19 protein-coding genes are annotated in these 18,112 nt (G+C 46.6%); 7 read left to right on the plus strand and 12 right to left on the minus strand.

Annotation, left to right across the window (positions count from 1 at the left end; translation table 11 throughout):
* Positions 1-320: 320 nt before the first annotated feature.
* Positions 321-1,202 carry a RodZ domain-containing protein gene (locus tag QT984_RS15830; protein ID WP_333053039.1) on the minus strand — a complete coding sequence of 294 codons (882 nt, stop codon included), beginning with the start codon at positions 1,200-1,202 and terminating at the stop codon, positions 321-323.
* The gene (locus tag QT984_RS15835) at positions 1,199-1,993 is read right to left on the minus strand and encodes a pseudouridine synthase (RefSeq protein ID WP_333053147.1); all 795 of its coding nucleotides are present in this window, start codon (positions 1,991-1,993) and stop codon (positions 1,199-1,201) included. Before QT984_RS15835 ends, QT984_RS15830 begins: the two co-directional genes overlap by 4 nt.
* Positions 1,994-2,611: 618 nt before the next feature.
* On the opposite strand from QT984_RS15835, the gene QT984_RS15840 reads away from it, so the two are divergent.
* Complete coding sequence (locus tag QT984_RS15840) at positions 2,612-3,388, plus strand: DUF2993 domain-containing protein (protein ID WP_333339435.1); 777 nt, start codon at positions 2,612-2,614, stop codon at positions 3,386-3,388.
* Between the two features lie 352 nt (positions 3,389-3,740).
* On the plus strand, positions 3,741-5,009 hold the full coding sequence (locus QT984_RS15845; protein WP_333209715.1) for a transposase: 1,269 nt from the start codon (positions 3,741-3,743) through the stop codon (positions 5,007-5,009).
* A 30-nt stretch (positions 5,010-5,039) separates the two neighbouring features.
* On the opposite strand, the gene QT984_RS15850 is transcribed toward QT984_RS15845, so the two are convergent.
* The 3 genes from QT984_RS15850 to QT984_RS15860 form a co-directional block, all read right to left on the minus strand.
* Entirely contained in the window at positions 5,040-5,966 is a 927-nt protein-coding gene (locus tag QT984_RS15850) for a phosphatidate cytidylyltransferase (RefSeq protein ID WP_333053043.1), read from the minus strand.
* 349 nt (positions 5,967-6,315) lie between these two features.
* Complete coding sequence (cbiT, locus tag QT984_RS15855; RefSeq protein ID WP_190659397.1) at positions 6,316-6,909, minus strand: precorrin-6Y C5,15-methyltransferase subunit CbiT; 594 nt, start codon at positions 6,907-6,909, stop codon at positions 6,316-6,318.
* 99 nt (positions 6,910-7,008) lie between these two features.
* Positions 7,009-8,622, minus strand: coding sequence for an aminotransferase class I/II-fold pyridoxal phosphate-dependent enzyme (locus QT984_RS15860; protein ID WP_333053045.1), 1,614 nt, complete (start codon positions 8,620-8,622; stop codon positions 7,009-7,011).
* A gap of 358 nt (positions 8,623-8,980) precedes the next feature.
* Between QT984_RS15860 and QT984_RS15865 the strand changes: the two genes are divergently transcribed.
* Entirely contained in the window at positions 8,981-9,229 is a 249-nt protein-coding gene (locus QT984_RS15865; protein ID WP_333053047.1) for a gamma-aminobutyric acid A receptor, epsilon-like protein, read from the plus strand.
* A 133-nt stretch (positions 9,230-9,362) separates the two neighbouring features.
* Here QT984_RS15865 and QT984_RS15870 read toward each other — a convergent pair whose 3' ends face one another.
* Positions 9,363-9,719: a hypothetical protein gene (locus QT984_RS15870; protein ID WP_333053049.1), complete on the minus strand. Its 357-nt coding sequence runs from the start codon at positions 9,717-9,719 to the stop codon at positions 9,363-9,365.
* 121 nt (positions 9,720-9,840) lie between these two features.
* Between QT984_RS15870 and ychF the strand changes: the two genes are divergently transcribed.
* Together ychF and QT984_RS15880 are read left to right on the plus strand one after the other, a co-directional pair.
* Positions 9,841-10,932, plus strand: coding sequence for a redox-regulated ATPase YchF (ychF, locus tag QT984_RS15875; protein WP_333053051.1), 1,092 nt, complete (start codon positions 9,841-9,843; stop codon positions 10,930-10,932).
* A 21-nt stretch (positions 10,933-10,953) separates the two neighbouring features.
* A complete protein-coding gene (locus QT984_RS15880; RefSeq protein WP_333209713.1) occupies positions 10,954-11,319 on the plus strand; it encodes a phage holin family protein in 366 nt (121 codons plus the stop codon).
* A 151-nt stretch (positions 11,320-11,470) separates the two neighbouring features.
* Here QT984_RS15880 and QT984_RS15885 read toward each other — a convergent pair whose 3' ends face one another.
* From QT984_RS15885 to QT984_RS15895, 3 genes are all read right to left on the minus strand, one after another.
* Positions 11,471-11,917: an NUDIX hydrolase gene (locus tag QT984_RS15885; protein ID WP_333053053.1), complete on the minus strand. Its 447-nt coding sequence runs from the start codon at positions 11,915-11,917 to the stop codon at positions 11,471-11,473.
* A 158-nt stretch (positions 11,918-12,075) separates the two neighbouring features.
* A complete protein-coding gene (locus QT984_RS15890) occupies positions 12,076-12,528 on the minus strand; it encodes a DUF3531 family protein (protein ID WP_333209711.1) in 453 nt (150 codons plus the stop codon).
* Positions 12,529-12,543: 15 nt separating this feature from the next.
* Positions 12,544-13,560, minus strand: a complete 1,017-nt coding sequence (locus tag QT984_RS15895; protein WP_333053057.1) for a Sll0314/Alr1548 family TPR repeat-containing protein — start codon at positions 13,558-13,560, stop codon at positions 12,544-12,546.
* Positions 13,561-13,976: 416 nt separating this feature from the next.
* Between QT984_RS15895 and QT984_RS15900 the strand changes: the two genes are divergently transcribed.
* The gene (locus QT984_RS15900) at positions 13,977-14,648 is read left to right on the plus strand and encodes an energy-coupling factor ABC transporter ATP-binding protein (RefSeq protein WP_333053058.1); all 672 of its coding nucleotides are present in this window, start codon (positions 13,977-13,979) and stop codon (positions 14,646-14,648) included.
* 104 nt (positions 14,649-14,752) lie between these two features.
* On the plus strand, positions 14,753-15,496 hold the full coding sequence (gene rsmG / locus QT984_RS15905; protein WP_333053061.1) for a 16S rRNA (guanine(527)-N(7))-methyltransferase RsmG: 744 nt from the start codon (positions 14,753-14,755) through the stop codon (positions 15,494-15,496).
* Positions 15,497-15,562: 66 nt separating this feature from the next.
* Here rsmG and QT984_RS15910 read toward each other — a convergent pair whose 3' ends face one another.
* The 3 genes from QT984_RS15910 to QT984_RS15920 form a co-directional block, all read right to left on the minus strand.
* Positions 15,563-16,318, minus strand: a complete 756-nt coding sequence (locus QT984_RS15910) for a Fe-Mn family superoxide dismutase (protein WP_333053062.1) — start codon at positions 16,316-16,318, stop codon at positions 15,563-15,565.
* A 213-nt stretch (positions 16,319-16,531) separates the two neighbouring features.
* Positions 16,532-17,737 carry an aldo/keto reductase gene (locus tag QT984_RS15915; protein WP_445243030.1) on the minus strand — a complete coding sequence of 402 codons (1,206 nt, stop codon included), beginning with the start codon at positions 17,735-17,737 and terminating at the stop codon, positions 16,532-16,534.
* A 28-nt stretch (positions 17,738-17,765) separates the two neighbouring features.
* Positions 17,766-18,101, minus strand: a complete 336-nt coding sequence (locus QT984_RS15920) for a hypothetical protein (RefSeq protein WP_333209705.1) — start codon at positions 18,099-18,101, stop codon at positions 17,766-17,768.
* Positions 18,102-18,112 lie beyond the last annotated feature (11 nt).

An 18,112-nucleotide genomic window follows, 5' to 3' on the forward strand; every position in this document is an offset into this window, starting at 1 on the left:
TTGCACCATCCGTGATTGTTAACCGAAAGCATCCAGGATACCCGCCACGTGATTCATCCGTCCAGAAATAAAAAACCTGTATCCCATGAAACTTGCCGAACGTATTTATCTCGCGCAAGTCAATGCTTCAATTCTAAAATCTAAAATCTAAAATCTAAAATCGATTGACTGTTGACTGGATTTGACTATTCCGATGCAACCGGGTTTGATAGAATGGGTAATTGGTAATTGGTAATGAGTGAATCAAGACGGACATTCTAATTAAACTCTGTGGACTGCCCGCTATTACCTATTACCCATTAACAATTACCCATTAACAGTCAACCTTGATTCTGGGGCGGTGCTGAAGGCTTAAGTTCGCTTGCTTTAAAAACAACTTCTTTAGCGACTCCAGGCTCTCCGAGTTGTTCGGCTTGTCCGTTATTAACAGCAACCATTACCCCGCCGGCGTTACCTGCTACCACTACCAATTGCTTTTGAGCCCCCCAGGTGCGAACAGTCCCGGTCGGCAAAGTTCCCTCAAACTCTGTTTTACCATCGACTTCAACCTGCATCCACGATTCTGCTTTAAAAGTGACGCTAACCATTACTGGTTTATTGCCAGATTTATTTAAATTTTGACCGGTTCTTACTGCTTCGACAGCCTCGTAACTATCCGGTTTCTGATTTTGTGAGGCTCTTGATGCCTCAGCAGCGGTGCGAGCTTGTTCTTGCTGCCCAAGCGCTAGTTCTTCGGCTCCCGCACCGTTTTTTGCGGTAACAGAACCGCTCATCAATTGAGATAAGACATTGACCGAACAGATAATTAGAAATGTGTAAAAGAGGTAGAGGTGCATCGGCCGCAACTGAGGCCCATCTTGCCAAGATAGCTTGGTTATCGATCGGGGCGGCGGTTCGATCGGAAAAAATTCGGCAAACTGAGTTCCGTCCAAACCCATTGCTTCAGCGTAGCGCTTGATCAAACCCTGAGTGTAGACGGGTTCGGGAAGTTGGTCGAGTTGACCGTCCTCGATTGCTTGTAGCAGATTCCGCCGAATCATTGTTACCACGGCTACTTTGTCCAAACAAATCGACTGCTGTTCGCGGTACTGACGGAGTTTAGCTCCTATTTCCGCTAGCTTCTTCTGAGCTGGTTCTGGCTCTTGGGAGTGCAGTTTCTGCTTAGTGGTTTTGAAGAATAAAAACAATAAATTCTTTGTCATATGCTGTGCTCCTGGGAATTTACTGGCACGCTTATTGATGTTAGGTTGACTAGATTCCATAAATAAATAATTTCCGCATCTTCTAGGGGTCGGCAGCAGCCTGGTGGCAATATTGGCGAACCGGGCCGCTGCAATTGAATCGGGCCAATGGCTGTGCGGTGCAGGCGCACCACGGGATATCCCAAGAGCTCGGCTGTTCGCCGAATCTGTCGGTTTCTGCCTTCTGATAGAATGACTTCTAACAGAGTTTGGTCTTGCGCGCGATCGAGAACTTTAACTTTCGCGGGCAAAGTTTTTCGGCCGGACAAGATGATGCCCTGACGCCACGTTTGTAGTATGGGTTCCGGGGGATCGCCGCTCACCCAAACCTGATAAGTTTTGGCGATCGAGTGACGCGGATGGGTCAAACAAAATGTCAGCTTACCATCATTGGTGAGCAAGAGGGCGCCGGTGGAATCTGCATCTAAGCGTCCTACGGGGTGGATGCCTTGACCCGAACGCAGTTGGGGTGGCAGCAAGTCGAGAACTTTCGATCGGGATCTTGGATCGCTGCAAGTAGAAACTACGCCTGCCGGTTTGTTGAGCAACAGATACACCTTTGCGGGTTTATCCGTTGGTTTCACCGGGACTCCATCGACTTGGATGAGATCGCGATCGGGATTCGCTTTTTCTCCTAAGTGAACAATATTGCCATTAACTCGGACTCGTCCAGCTACAATCATCTGTTCTGCAAGACGGCGAGAGGCAATGCCCCACTGGGCGAGGATTTTTTGCAGCCTTTCATCAGACATGACGGGAGTGTGGAAATCCCCAACGAGCCAGCGGTGGGGAGGAAACACGACACGGTTAATTGATTAACCGTACTAGCAATGCTCAATTCCTGGTTGGGAATAAATTATAATGCTGACCAATTATTACAGGACGTCCGGCAAGAGTGCAGATTGTCCTTGTGCCCGGTGCAGATTGTCCTGATGGCATTACCCTGAATGCTGTGCAAAAACTACGACGAAAAGACTCGCGGCAGGCACAGGTTTGCACCGTTGGTTTGCGGCTGGTTTGAAAGGTGTGGGTCTGACCCGACCATAAACCAACACTACCATAAATCCCGTACTCCTGGTTAAATTTATACGCTCGATCGCGAATTTTTCATCGGGATCGCACAACTCGTGAACTATCCAAATATCTCAAGGGGAGAAAGGTGAGAATTTTTCTGCTTCTGGCGTTGCTGATGCCAGATTTCTGCTTGATTTTGGAGTTAATCAGACTTGTGTTCATCAACCCGGTTTCTCAGGAAAATCAGAGGTTGACAGCGGTATATCTGTGCAGAAACCCGGTTTTTGAGGCCGGAGGTGCAAGTTCTAGTTAAATTTCTGTGCTTGAATATTAAGGTTTATATTCTGAAATTGTTTATGACTGTCGATCGAAACTCTCTTCAATTTGACAATAGAGATAGCGCTGCTGGCTCTGGTGGGACTATTAATCTCGGCGAGCAGCCGAGTCAAGGCAGCCGGATCGCGAGCGCGGTGCTGTCTCCGGCGGTGCAGTTGTGGCTGCGATCGCAAGTTCAGCAGGTGGACGACTTGAAGGTGAAAATTGAGGGGAGCGATCGACAAATCTTCAGCGGTGCGATCCCCAAAGTCACGGCTGCCGCGACAGGTGCTGTGTATAAAGGACTACACCTAACTGAAGTTGCCATAGAGGGCTGTGGCATTCGCATCAACCTCGGTCAAGCTCTCAAAGGCAAACCCCTGCGCCTCCTGGAATCCGTTCCCGTGACAGGCGTTTTGAGGCTCTGTCAGGCGGATTTGAATGCGTCGCTGAAAGCGCCTTTGCTGGCTGATGCTTTGAGCGAATTTTTGCTGCCTATGCTGCCGCTGACAGATAGGGAAAAGTCGCTGAAGTTGCAAAATTCGCAGATCGCAATTGAGGCGGGTGTGTTGACGCTTTCGGCGACAATTTTGCGCGCTGGCGGTAGGCAAATTCCTTTGGTATTGCGGACTGGTTTGCGGATAGCCAGCGGTCGCGAATTGATGTTTGAATCACCCGAAATCGAAATGGATGGAGAATTAAAGAGCAGTGATTTCAATGGTTTTAAAATTGATTTTGGGCCGGAAGTTGAGATAGAAGAGTTGATTTTGAGTCCGGGGGAGATTGTTTGTCGGGGGGGAATTAGAGTTTTACCTTAGTTAGTTGAGAGTTGACAGTTGAGAGTTGACAGTTGACAGTTGACAGTTGACTTTAACCTGGTTCCTCGCTAGAGCCTGGGAATACATACCCAATGCCCAATGCCCAATGCCCAATTCCCAATGCCCAATGCCCAATGCCCAATGCCCAATGCCCAATGCCCAATTCCCAATTCCCAATTACCGATTAACTGTTTGAGGGGGTTTGGGGGAGATATAAGTCCCACGCCATAATCTCCGATTTGGCGTTGGGATACATGGACTCACCCAAGCAAATTTTATCCGGTCAATCAGGCGTAAAATCTGCAATAGGTGAAGGTCTATAGACGGTCAATACCGTGTTATAATTATCTTCATGACACTGATTATGAACTACTGCTACCGAATTTATCCCGACGCCAGCCAAGAGCAGACCATGCTGCATTGGCTGGAAATTTCTCGCAAGGTCTATAATTACGCTTTGCGAGAAATCAAAGATTGGGTGAATTCGCGTAAGTGTAGTTTAGATTATTGTTCCCTGGAACGAGAATATATCATTCCAGCCGACAAGACATTTCCCACCTATTACGCACAACAGAACACACTCCCCAAGGCGAAGAAAGAGTTCCCATTGTTGGGAGAAGCCCCTTCTCAAGTTCTGCAAACTACTATTCGTAGATTGCATGATGCTTGGAATTATTTTCAGTCGCGGGGGTTTGGCTTTCCTCGCTTCAAGAAGTTTGGACAGATAAAGTCCATGCTGTTTCCTCAGTTCAAGACCAACCCGATTACATGGTGGCAGATTGCTCTCCCCAAGGTTGGGAAGATACCCATTAATGTGCATCGACCTATCCCACAGGGGTTTGTGGTCAAACAGGCAAGGGTATTGAGGAAAGCTGACAGATGGGAAGTGGTAATCACAATAGAATCTGACGTATCGATACCCGATGCACAACCTCATGGACACGCACTGGGTATTGACTTGGGATTGGAGAAATTTTTGACAACCTCGGATAAAGAGTTTATCGCTAGACCCCGATTCCTGGCATCCTTGTACCGCAAGCTGGAATTGCTGCAACGTAAGTATGCCAGAACGAAAAAGGGTTCTAAGAACAGTGAGAAAGCTCGAATTAAGGTTGCTAGACTCCACAACCACATCGCGAGTGTTCGGAAAGATTGGCAATTCAAGCTGGCTAATCATCTGTGTACCAAAGAAGATATTGGGATGGTGTTTGTTGAGAACTTGAATTTGAAAGCAATGTCGAGAGGGATGTTGAGAAAACATACCCTTGATGCCGCTTTTGGTCAGTTTCTCAACCTGCTGGAGTGGGTAGCAAAGAAACATCAAGTCTACTTCCTGCGGGTCGATCCAAATGGAACGTCTCAAACCTGTCCTAAGTGCGGAACGCATACGGGTAAAAAAGAACTTTCTGAACGAGTGCATCGATGTAGTGAGTGTGGATATGAGACAGATAGAGATCATGCAGCATCAGAAGTCATTAGGTTGCGTGGTCTAGAACTTAGTACGCTGGGACTCAGCGGAATAGAAAATGCCTATGCAGTCGGTCTGCCGGGGATTGATGAAAGTCAGTCGGCGTCAGAGGCGAAGTCCCGCAAGGGAAGAACTAGGAAAGCCAAATCGTGAGGTTTGGAAGCCTACACTGTAATTTTTGATTCAGTGTAGGAGGATGTCACTTAAAAAAGAGTCGATCGCGGGCAATAGTAAAGTGACAAAATAGTAGACTAAGGGCGCGGTAAAAACATAACTGTCGGTGCGATCTAGAATGCCGCCGTGACCGGGGATCAACTGTCCCGAATCCTTAACGCCGGCGTCTCGCTTCATCATCGACTCAGTTAAATCTCCCAACAGGCTAGCAACCCCAATCAACAGACCAAAAGCAGCCCCAGTATACAGCCACCCCGGCCAGTGTAAATACCAAGAACCAGCGACTGCCACGGCGATGCTGCCGCAAACTCCAAATACGGCACCTTCAACGGTTTTTTTGGGGCTGATGTGGGATAGGCTAGTGCGCCCGAAGAATTTGCCGACAAAATAAGCTCCAATGTCAGCGGCCCAGATGCAGAAGAAAGCCAGCAGCAGCGAAGTCAATCCTAAAGATATATGGCTAGAAGTTGTCCAAGACGGCGGCGAGTAAATGTTAACGGGCAAATTGCTTGCTACTGCTTGCGAAAATTGGGTTGTAGCAAGATTGGCTGGGTCGAGGCCGACTCGCAGCCGTACCCAATAGCTGGGCAAATAACCGCCGTAGAACAATCCTAAAACTGAGGAGGCAATATCGGCGATCGTCGATAATTTAGGTTGGAATAACAGGTAGAAACAGATTAAGGTTCCCGCTAGAGGGAACATGGCATCTACGAGTTCCGGTGCTAGGGCGGCAGTAATTAATAGCCCTTGACTGACGGCTAAGGTAGTTTTGGCAGCGGGTGCAATACCTTTCGCCCTGGCTAATTGAAAATATTCCAATTGGCCTAGGTAGACGATGACTCCAAAGCCGACGGTGAAGTACCATCCGCCCATAATAATCATTCCCAAAGCAAGGGCGATCGCAACTATTCCACTCAGGATACGAGACCAAGGCATAAAATGAATTTCTCTTGCAGACGGCGGTGGATCATTCGATTTTGGATTTTGGATTTTGGATTTTGGATTTGAGATTTGGGATTTTTCTAGAGCACGAGTTGATCCCTTGCACAACTAACCCCCATCCCCCATCGGTCATCCAATATCTCAAGTCAGGCGGTCAATCCAGCTATGGTGGCCCCTATTCTTAAGTATGAAGGTTAAGTGAACTTAAAAAAGATTAAGAATTACATTTAGGAATGGGCATAGGGCATAGGGCATGGGGCATTGGGTATGTATTCCCAGGCTCTGCCGAGGAACCAGGTTAAAGTTAACTGTCAACTGTCAAGTGTCAACTGTCAACTAACTTCTAATCCAGCTTTTCGCCGCTGAGAATAAATATGGGATTGACGGCGGCAAAGGTTTGACTGAGGCCGCGAGTCTCCAAGCGGTTGACGGCGGACTGGACTACTTCGATGTTGCGGACTTGTAACTCGGCGAAACCTTCGGAAAGGGCGTAAAGATTCTCTAAATTCGATGCTGTGGCGACAACTCTACCGTGGGGTTGCAAGTACCGCCAGACTTCTTGGAGAATGGCTTTAATGGGGCGACCTCCTTCGATGCAGACTCGGTGGGGGGGTTGGGGCAGGTTTTCCAGACATTCCGGGGCACTACCTTCTATGACTTCTACGTTGTCGAGCTCGAATCGATCGCAATTTCTGCGAATCAAGCTTGCTACTTCTTCGTCCCTTTCGACGGCAATAATCCGACCTTTGGGACACAGCAAACCTGTTTCTACGGCGATCGTACCAGTACCTGCACCGATGTCCCACACGACTGAATCTGCTTGCAGCCGCAGGTGGGAGATTAACAGCAGTCGGACTTCTCGCTTACTCATGGGAATTCCCGGTAAACGTTCAAATAAGTCATCCGGGATGCCTGGAGTGACGTAGGGCCAAAGCATAGTTATATTTTTGAATTTTGATTTTTGATTGAAGCAAGACCGAAGTTGGAACTCGCGGAAGAAGTAGAAATTCTGCCAATTTCCCCCAAGCCTTCATATTTACTGTCGCACAACCTTGAGAGTTTGGAGGCCGGGATCGCTACAACCTGTGATTTTTCCGCCGGCGGCCAGGATTTGTTGCAGGTAGTCAACGGCTGCTGGGGTAATGATTTCACCGGGCATTAGGACTGGTATTCCTGGGGGGTAGGGACAGATGAGTTCGGCACTGAGGCGATCGACTGCTTTGTCTGCGGGTACTGTTTCCGCTGGAAAAAAGAAAGCCTCGCGGGGGGAGAGGAGAGGGGGAGAGGGGGAGAGTGGGAGAGTGGGAGAGTGGGCAAATCTTCCATCGGACATCGGACTTCTTCTCTCGGACTTCTTCTTTCTTCCGACGGACATCGGACTGACATCCGTTACATCCGTTACATCCGTTACATCCGTTACATCCGTTGCCGAACTTCCTTCTTCCTGACATCCGTTACATCCGTTACAGAATACGTTGCCGAACTTCCTTCTTCCTTCTAAAAGAGTACAAGCTTTAACTAAATTGTCAATATCTAATTCTGTATTTCCCAAGCTGATAATAAATGTTAAATGTTGAGGCATGGGAAGTTCTGCGGTGACGCCGAGTTGAGAGTGCAAAATTTCATCGGCGGCAAATCCTGTGATTCCTAAATCTGATACTTTTACTGTTAGCCTGGTGCGGTCTAATGCTGCAAAACCCGGTGTATTTAAGGGTTCTAAAACTGATAAGCCGGGAATTAGACTGATTCGCGATCGCGCTTTTTCTGCTAGCTGTAAAGTTTGCGCTATTAATTCTTTGCCGTGGAGTGCGATTTGTTGGCGGGCGGCGTCTAGGGATGCTAATAGTATGTAACTCGGACTGGTAGATTGTACTAACTGCAATGCTCTATTTAATTTTTGGATATCTATGCGAGATCCCTTGACGTGCAGCATCGATGCTTGTGTCATTGCACCGAGGGTTTTGTGGATTGATTGTACTGTTAAATCGGCACCCGCTGATAGTGCCGGTTCTGGCAAGTTTGGATGAAAGTTAAAGTGCGCGCCGTGAGCTTCGTCTACTAATAACGGTATGTTGTATTGATGGGTAATTTGGGCGATCGCCCGCAAATCCCCGCAGACGCCGTGATAGGTTGGGTAAACCATCAATACTGCTTTGGCGTCGGGATGTTGTTCTAGGGCTGCGGCTGTAGCTTTTGGGGTGATGCTGTTGGCAATATCCCAATCCGGGTTGTACTCTGGATTGACAAAAATTGGAATTGCACCGGATAAAATTAAACCAGAAATCGCCGATGAGTGGATATTTCGAGGTAGGATAATTTTATCTCCTGGGCTGCAAGTCGCTAAGATGGCGGCGATAATTCCGCAAGTCGAACCGTTAGCCAAAAACCGAGTTGATTTTGCTCCAAATGCTGCGGAGGCTAAGTCTTGAGCTTCAGCAATTGCACCTTCTGGGTTAAAGAGATTGTCTAATTCCGGCAATTCCGGCAAATCCGCTCTAAATACTGCCGCACCGAATAAGTCAATTAGGGGTTGAGAGATTCCTTGTCCGCGTTTATGTCCGGGGGCGTAGAATGGGGCGTGCGGATGATTTGTGCGATCGCGCAAGGCATCTAATAGGGGAGTTTTTGTTTGAGAGTTTGCTGGTGACACGCTTAATCCTGATTGCTGTATTTGATATCTAAGTAGAGCGATATGAAAAAACCATAATATCTTCTAGGGACGGGTTGAGCTAGTACCTTTACTTTCAGGCAGTTTCTTGCTGTACTCACGCGATCTACCCATCTCATGTTTATTTGTAACCACCTACTTAGTTTAATGCTAAAGGCATAAATTTATGCGGAAGTAACAGTTAATTATAGCTATTTAGATAGATGTGTTCACTGCACTCTTGAGTTTAAAATTATGAGATAAAAGAGTACCACAACTCAGTTATTTTTGTTGAAAAATATAGCTAGAAGTGGCTAGCAAATGTTTTTGAAACATCTCTATTAGCGAGCAAAACACTAACATGATTTTTCCCAACCCTACTCCATTTCCCGGCCCGCAGATTCCCAGCACCGAACCGGGGCTGCCGACTATACCCGCATCGCCACCAGTGCCGGGCCCCGTTCCCGAACCGATTCCCGGCCTTGTACCGGAACCGGTACCTGCGCCAATTCCCCAGCCAATTCCCGAACCGGTGCCGGAAACTGTACCCTCTCCGATTCCTCAAACAGTGCCGGAGCCTATTCCTCAGACAATCCCTGAACCTGTTTAAATTATGTTTTAGTCGATCGCGAAATTTAAGATTGTTTGTCAGGCCGATCGCAAAAACCGGCTTTCTCCAAAGTCCCCAATCTTTTTGATGAATATCAGACTTGAAAAAACTCGGTTTTTGCGTAGATTATCGATTACTTGAAGTTGAGCACATTCTGTTCACAAAGGTTAACCCCACGCATATCAGTGTATTTGCCGTCAGAGTAGTCGACCCTGACATCAAAAACACAGCCCGCAGAATCCAAGCCCTCGTACTCAGCTCGATTCCACTCAAAAACTTCCTTTTCCCGATCTGGAATCGGGCCGTCTAACATGTTTTCTCCCCAATCATCCTCGACAGAAGACAGATAGAGGGCTGTCATCGTCTTGCCGCTGTTGTTAAACACCGAAATTTTGATCATCTGAGCGAAAACGCTAGCTGCTGTGAGCCCTAACAGAGGCAGCGACAGCCCCACAGCCATCGTTACTTTGCTTAACCATCGGTTAACCATTGAGCCATCTACCTCAAGTTGTATATTTATTCAAGCCTAGCAGTGGAAGTTAGAAAGCACAAGTCAGATATATTGCTATTGCTTATGATATTTTGATACAGTGATATGTTTCTAAATAGCTATGCTTACTGCCGGAATTGTCGGACTGCCTAATGTTGGCAAATCTACTTTGTTTAATGCTCTGGTTGCTAATGCCAAGGCGACTGCTGCTAATTTTCCTTTCTGTACGATCGAGCCAAATACGGGTATCGTGGCAGTGCCAGACGAACGGTTGAAGGTGCTGAGCAATATTGCCAATTCCGCGCAAACTGTGCCGACGCGGATGGAGTTTGTGGATATTGCGGGTTTGGTGAAGGGGGCGAGTCAGGGGGAAGGACTGGGAAATCAGTTTTTGTCTCACATTCGGGCCGTAGATGCGATCGTCCATGTTGTCCGCTGTTTTGACAATGATGATATTATTCACGTTGCCGGTTCTGTCGATCCCCAGCGAGATATTGACATTATCAATCTCGAATTAATTTTAGCAGACTTAGCTCAAATTGAACGCAGGCTCGATCGCACTCGCAAGCTGGCCCGCAACAACAAGGAAGCTCAGGCCGAAGTGGATGTACTCGAAAAATTAGTCGCTGTTTTGAATGCCGGGAAACCGGCGCGGCAGTACAATTTCACAGATGAAGAAGCTGAATTAGTTAAAGGTTTGGAATTACTGACCAACAAACCAATTATCTATGCTGCTAACGTATCTGATGACGATTTAGCAACGGGAAATAGCTATGTCGAACAAGTGCGGGAAGTAGCAGAAGCCGAAAATGCTAAGGTTGTCATAGTTTCGGCGCAAGTTGAGTCAGAATTGGTGGAGTTATCCGAGGAAGAACGAACGGATTTCCTAGAATCTCTGGGGGTCAAAGAAGGTGGCTTGAAATCTCTGATTCGAGCTACTTACGAATTATTGGGTTTGCGGACTTATTTTACTAGCGGCCCGAAAGAAACTCGCGCTTGGACGATTATCGCGGGAATGTTAGCACCCCAAGCTGCAGGGGTGATTCACTCTGATTTTGAACGGGGTTTCATCCGGGCAGAAACTGTAGCTTATGAAGATTTGGTTGCTACGGGCGCGATGAATGCGGCTAAGGAAAAAGGCTTAGTTCGCAGTGAAGGAAAAGAGTATGTTGTACAAGAGGGGGATGTGCTGTTGTTCCGATTTAATGTTTAGCTTTTTTAAGGAGATTGGCACATGGATATTATTTCGCTGGTAATTGCTTGGCTAGTTACTTCCGTGAGCTTTTTTATCATTTCCAAGTTGCCCATCGGGGTGGATATTGACACTTTTGGAAAAGCGATGATTTCGGCGGCGGTTTTTGGATTGCTGAATGCTTTGGTGCGGCCGCTTTTTGTGGTTTTGGGTTTTCCATTGCTGTTGGTAACTTTTGGTTTGTGGATAATTGTTATCAACGCTGCTATCTTTGGATTGGCGGCTTGGCTAGTGGATGGATTTCGCTTGCGGTGGGGAATTTGGAGTGCTTTGCTGGGTGCTATAGCCCTCGGTTTTATCAACTCTTTGCTCTATGAGCTGTTGCGGACTCTGCCTAGTGTAAGGTAAATCCGGGTAATGCGGGGGGCGGAAGGAAGGGGCGGGTTTATTCATCCTGTTAGTTATCGCCAATATTTCAGGTGAAACCTGCCCCGACGGCAAATATTTTAGGTGTAATTCTCCCATATCAGGTATTTGTTTTTTGGTATTGGTTGAGTTATTAGCCTTCGCAGTAGTCGATAAATTTGTCGGGAACTAGGCGCAATTCGCCCGATCGAAAGCGCTCGACGGGCATCCAAAATGCAGTATGTTCCCCATCTCCGTCTGCAAAATCCAGACTCTCCAATTCATAAAATTTGCGATCGACAAAATCGCACTGGTATAGTTGTATTAATTCGTGTCCGGCTTTGCCATTATAAACAAAGAAGTTTTCCAAACAAGTCAAATATTTGATATTTGTTAACTCGGCTTGAATTTCTTCTTGAAACTCTCTTTGCAAAGCGTCGGTGCTGTGCTCTCCGAATTCTACGCCGCCGCCCAAAGCGCGGTAAAATGTGTCTTTTGTGACCGGATCTTCGCATTCTGACACGAAGATGCGATCGCCCGATCGAATTAATCCTAAAACAATGACGCGAATTTTACCTTGCATAATATAGCCATCAGTCATCAGTCATTAGTCATTACGCATCAAAACCAAAGAAACCGGGTTTTTTGCCCTTCAAGCGTTGTAACAAAGTATTCAAGGAAAAAAACCCGGTTTCTGATTACCCGTGCGTCCAGGACTATATTATCCGTTTATCCGTGTCATCCGTGTCGTGCCAAGGTTTAATTATCGGCAGCAAAACCCTCTCTGCTCCTCCTATTTTCAATGGGCCAGTCTGTATTTTCCCCGCCAATAATTAGTTTTTCAATCGTTACGAATTCTTTGCTGAGTTGCTGGAAAACATTAATCAAAACATCGATTCCAATGGCATCGCTAGTGCCCAAATCAAACCAGCAGCGAGCCCAATAACCTTGATACTCCATTTCTCCCATATTGTGCATCAAAGCCATCATGCTTTGGTCGGCTAGATTAACATCGTAATTCATATCACTGATGTCTAAGCCTTCATCTTGAACTTGCAAATTTTCCGCATTAAATCCTCCAAGTTTTCCCAAGAAAAACCAAGAGTCAAACACTTCTTCAACATACTGTTTTTCACCGTTTGAAGGCACGTTGCTGAACTTCAGCCAAATCCAGAGGTCAAAGGGGTTAAACTCGCGAAACTCTACTTGCATAGTTTTTTGGTGTTTTTATAGTGGTGGTAAGGCTGCCGGCCCCCAGACTCCATCTGCATCTCTGATTTTATCGCGCATCGGGTCGCAGGCGCGAGATTGGCTGTCGAGACGGTTACGGGTTCTGCACTGCTGAAAGAAGATTTCGGCTACTAAACTGCGCGGAAGTTGGTCGGGTTTTGCTAAGGCTGCGTCGAAGTTTTTTCGGGCTTCCTCAAGTAAGGTTTTGTTGCCGTTGTTCCTCTGGGATTGGGAAAACAAGATTTGTGCTTTTAGATAGAGAACTTCGGGATTATTTGGCGTTTCTGCTAGGGATTTGTTCGCAAATTCTAAAGCGCGATCGTACTTTTTTAAGTCTCGATATCCTACTGCCATGCCGCGATAAGCTAAGTAGCGGGGAGAGGCTTTTTGTTCGAGTCTTTGAATTGCTTCGTTGGGGTTGGAAAAGGGTAGGTTTGTGGCTAGCATTAAGTCCATGTAGCCTTTGATCAGGTTTAGTTCTGGGTCGTTGGGCGCTATTTTATCGGCCGCTTCTAGGTATTGAAATACTACTCGCAATTTACTCAAAGCTTGGGGCGCGCCTTTGGCTGTTCCTTCTTTGGCTATAATGTTCGCCCCTTCTAGAAAGTGACCTGCTGCTGTGTAAATATTGCCGCGCAATGGATTAGTTTTCGCCAATTTTTCGCCGACTTCGCGGGTTTTTTGCGCGTAGGAATTCATCGAGTTTAAGTCCTGCTCGATGTAGGAGAGGGAGGCTGCCATTGCATAGGCTAGTGGCTCGTTTGGTTCGGCTGATAGTGCTTGTTGAACTTGTGCTTTTGCTTGTTTGTAGTTTCCTTGCTGAAACATTGTTTTGAAAGCGGTTTCGGTGTTGGGCCCGATCGCCTGCGGGTTGCTGCTGCGAAAGGGATCGCCCGCTAATGCTGAGTTAATGCAGATGCCCAGGGCGATCGCTCCTGCACAGGCGATCGCCCGCACTGTCTGTTGAGAACTTAACATTTGCTTGCCCACCGATGCTAAAGGAGTTTTCGTCATCGTCAATTCTCTCAATGTAATATACTGTAAACTAGAAACAAGAGAGTTAAATTTTCAGACTTTCGGGCCGCCACCAAAAAAAGAGTGAAATTTGCTTGATTTTTTGTGGTTGTTGAGGTATATTTTAATAATGGTAGTGTGACTTGTAATATATTGACGGACAGATTTCCATTATTAAACTATACCATGAAAAAACAGAAAAATCAAACGCCACTCCTGAAAAAAAAAGGAAATTTTTGTTAAGATTTATGTAAAATAATTGTGTGCGATCGACCCCTGCCAAAAACCGCCTTAACTATCAATAGCACAACCAGAAGTTCCCCCCTCCAACAATAACTATTTTTCTGATTGTTCACTGTTGAGTGTTAACAACTGCCAACTAGCAACTGCCAACTGCCAACTAACAACTGCCGTTAATGCTTTATCTAAAAAACTTAGTATATCATCCTACCGCCTGTCCGAATCCTATTCTGAAAAATATTAACTTAGAACTGCCATCGCAGCAAATGGGGCTGATTGTGGGTCGCAGCGGTTCTGGCAAAAGTACGCTATTAGAAATATTAGCAGGTTTAGCCGAAAAAACTAGCGGCGACATCCGCTGGCGGGAACAAGAATTAACACCGGAACACTTGCAACAGTTAGGAGGGTTAGTGTTCCAGTTTCCAGAAAGGCATTTTTGCGGAGGCACAATTTTAGAAGAATTGCGGTTGGGGCATCCTGAATTGGGACAAGAACAAATTAACTCAGCAATGGCAGAAGTGGGACTAGGACATTTGCCGCTGCGCGCTTCCCCCCACGCTTTGAGCGGCGGACAACAGCGCAGGGTAGCCCTGGCGGTGCAGCTAATTCGGCAGCCGCATTTGCTACTTTTGGACGAACCGACGGCGGGTTTGGATTGGTCGATGCGGCGGCAGTTGGTAAGCCTGTTGAGTAAGTTGAAAAGTCACTGGACTTTGTTGATTGTTACTCACGATGCTAGCGATTTGTTGAGTGTAGCCGATAAATTTTGGACTCTAAACCACGGGGATTTGCAAGAGGTCGATCGGGCTAAATTAGAAGCTAAGGAAACGAGTTTTGTTAGTCATTAGTCATTAGTCATTAGTCATTAGTTAGTGCGGGCGGGTATATCGCATTATGAAGCATTTTTAAGTGCAGAGAATTCGCAGAGCTTACAAAAGAGTGGGAATAGAAGATGAATCAGATTACAATGCCTGTGTTGCCCCAGATGAACGAGTTGTGGCAAAAAACGCTGAATTGGCAGCCGGATGAGTCGCAGCAGCAACAATTTCAGCGACTTTATGAGTTAATTGTCGAGGGAAATTGCTCCTTGAATTTAACTCGAATTACCGAACCGATGGAGTTTTGGGAAAAACATTTGTGGGATTCTCTGCGGGGAATTGCGAAACTGCTGCCAGCTAATCACAATTCGGCGGAAAATCCCGAATTTGTCGCCGATTCGGTGCAGAAAGCGATCGATATTGGGACTGGTGGGGGTTTTCCGGGGTTGCCGATCGCGATCGCCCTGCCGCAACTATCAGTTACTTTGCTCGATTCTACCCGCAAAAAAATTACTTTTTTGGAAACAGTTGTGCCGTCTTTAGGGATAGAAAATGCGGCAACTTTGTTGGGCAGAGCCGATGAAATTGCCCGACAGCCGCAGCACAAACAAGCTTACGATTTAGCATTTCTCCGAGCAGTGGGAGCCGCTCCTCTCTGCGCTAAATGTGCGCTGCCTCTGCTAAAAAATGGCGGTTTGGCGGTACTTTACCGTGGGAATTGGACGGTGGAGGAAGAGACGGAGTTGCAAAGGGCGATCGAGCATTTGGGCGGCACAGTTGAGTCAGTCGAAGCATTCACAACGCCCACGAGTCAGGGGGCGCGGCACTGCGTTTACTTGCGGAAAGTTGTACAGCAGTTCGATCGTCCCGTGCGCTAGTAGGGACACGGCACTGCCGTGTCGTGTATTTCATCGGCCGTGTCCTGTATTTCATCTAATTGAAAACTACCCGATCGCCTGTTCGTAGCGCTTGTTAATTTCCGCCCAATTAACAACATTCCACCAAGCTTTCAAATAGTCGCCGCGCAAGTTTTGGTACTTGAGATAATAAGCGTGTTCCCAAACATCGTTACCCATAATTGGATAATTTCCCTGCATGAAAGGAGTGTCTTGATTGGCAGTAGTTGTAATCTCAAGTTTGCCAGCTTTATTACGGACTAGCCACACCCAACCGCTGCCAAAACGCTTGGCGCCGGCATCGTTAAATTTTGTTTTAAAATCGTCCACACTGCCGAAATTTTGCTGGATTGCTGTTGCAATTGCCCCTGTCGGTTCGCCGCCGCCTTTGGGACTCATGATTTCCCAAAACATACTGTGATTTAGGTGTCCGCCGCCATTGTTACGCACGGTTGTGCGAATATCTTCCGGCACTTTGCTCAAATCTCGCAGCATATTTTCCGCAGTGATATTTTTGAGTTGCGGGTATTTACTAACAGCATCGTTGAGATTTTTAACGTAGGCGGCGTGGTGTTTGTCGTGGTGAAATTGCATTGTCCGCGCATCGATGTGCGGTTCTAAAGCATTGTATTCGTAGGGCAGAGGTGGCAGTGTAAAAGCCCCCGAAGTTTGGGCTATTTTTGGGCTTTCTGCAATTGGACTTGCTGGGGATACATTATTTCCTGATGCTTGGCAAGCACCTCCGGTAATAGCTCCAACGCTGGCAGTCAGCAAATACAAGAAATCTCGGCGTTTGAGAGTCATAAAAAGTACCTAAGTGAATTATTAACTGTTTTATCTCAAATTAAAGCAAAAGGGGAGTGAGTTGAGAAAAAAGTTGTATCGCCCGAATGGATGAGACGGATGGGCGATGGTGGTGAGAGTTTCTCAAGTATAGGCTAATTGTATGCGCGTAACTAACTCACGTGCTCCGGTTCACCAACCCGGTTTCTGTCTCGAAACCGGGTTTTTTTTTGATTATTCTTGGGACAAGCGTTGGATGGCTTCGCCTCCAAAAAGCCGATCGGCTGCTTGGAGAATACCGGGAATTTTAGCAGCGTGGGGACTGTGGGCTAGGCAGCGGCGCAAGTCTAATTCATCGAGGCGATGGCGTTCCGCCCCGCAAGCTACGGCTTTTTGGCCGGGGAACCAGTGACTGGCATTACCTAAAAGGTTGTAGCGCATCTTGCAATAGTCGATCGTATCGTAAGCCTGCGCCAAATTCCACAGCCACAGAATCACATAAATATTAATACCTCCGGGAGTATTTTCGATAGTTGGTAAACCGACGTGCCAAGTCTTAAACCAATCTTCTCCTAATTTATCAATTGCTGCTTTTTCTAACTTTTCTAATATCGGTGGCAAAATTTCATCGGCTCTATCTAACAATTCTACAGCTTTCAAATGCTCGTTAAAATCTTCAGGTTTGGCGGCGCCCAAACTTAAAGTGTGTACTTGCGGATGCGACAAACAAAACAAATCATTAAACACCATCGGACTCAACGGATAGCACAAGTCTACCAATTTTTGCGGCGGGCTGTAAAGTTGACCGCCTTTATCGGAAGGACTGATAATAAAAACGCCCATATCGTGACGTTTAGCAGCTTCGATAGCAGGCCAATTACTTTGATTGATGTAGTACCAGTGCAAGTTAAGATAATCAAATTGATTAGTTTCAATTGTTTTGACTATCACATCAGTCGGGCCGTGAGTCGAGAAACCAATAAACTTAACTTTGCCTTCTGCTTGCAACTTTCTCGCCACATCCATGCAGCCGCCCGGACGGATAGACTCCTCTAGCAATTCCCACGTATTAATGCCGTGTAGTGACAGTAAATCGACGTATTCCAGTTGCAAATAAGCTAAGGATTTATCAAATTCTTCGCGGAACTCTTGGGAGTTTGGTTTAGGACTAACTTTCGTTTGCACTATCAATCTTTCGCGGGGAAAGTTCGGCAAAATTAACCCCAATTGCATCTCGGAAGTGCCGTAACCGCGAGCAGTTTCTATGTGATTGATGCCGCATTCAATCGAGTAACGAATCGTCGCTTCTAGATTTTGTTGATTGTCTGGGGGAATTTCATTGGCTGGCACGTCTTGCCATTTGTACTGATATCTCATGCCACCGCAGGAAAAGACGGGCATGGATAATTCTGTGCGACCGAATCTGCGATATTGCATCATCATAATCAAAGTCAATCGATTTTAGATTTTAGATTTTAGATTTTAGATTGAAGCTTTGACTTGCGCGAGATAAATACGTTCGGCAAGTTTCATCGGATACAGGTTTTTTCTTTCTCCACGGATGAATCACGTGGCGGGTATCCTGGATGCTTTCGGTCAAAGCTATAGCAGAAGGAAGAAAGAAGAAGGAAGAAAATGTAACAATCGCAAGGGTTTCACTGATTAAGAACTTCTTAATAGTCTTGGCGGTTGCTATAGGGTAAAAAACCTTGTTTTTGGTATTTTTGCGGGTTGTAACTCCCATATGGCAGCCTTCTCCTGAACAGGCAAGATGCCTGTTCCACAAAGAGTTATTGACCACCACTGGGGCAGTTT

The organism is Microcoleus sp. Z1_B2, from assembly GCF_036700325.1.
Classification (GTDB): domain Bacteria; phylum Cyanobacteriota; class Cyanobacteriia; order Cyanobacteriales; family Microcoleaceae; genus Microcoleus.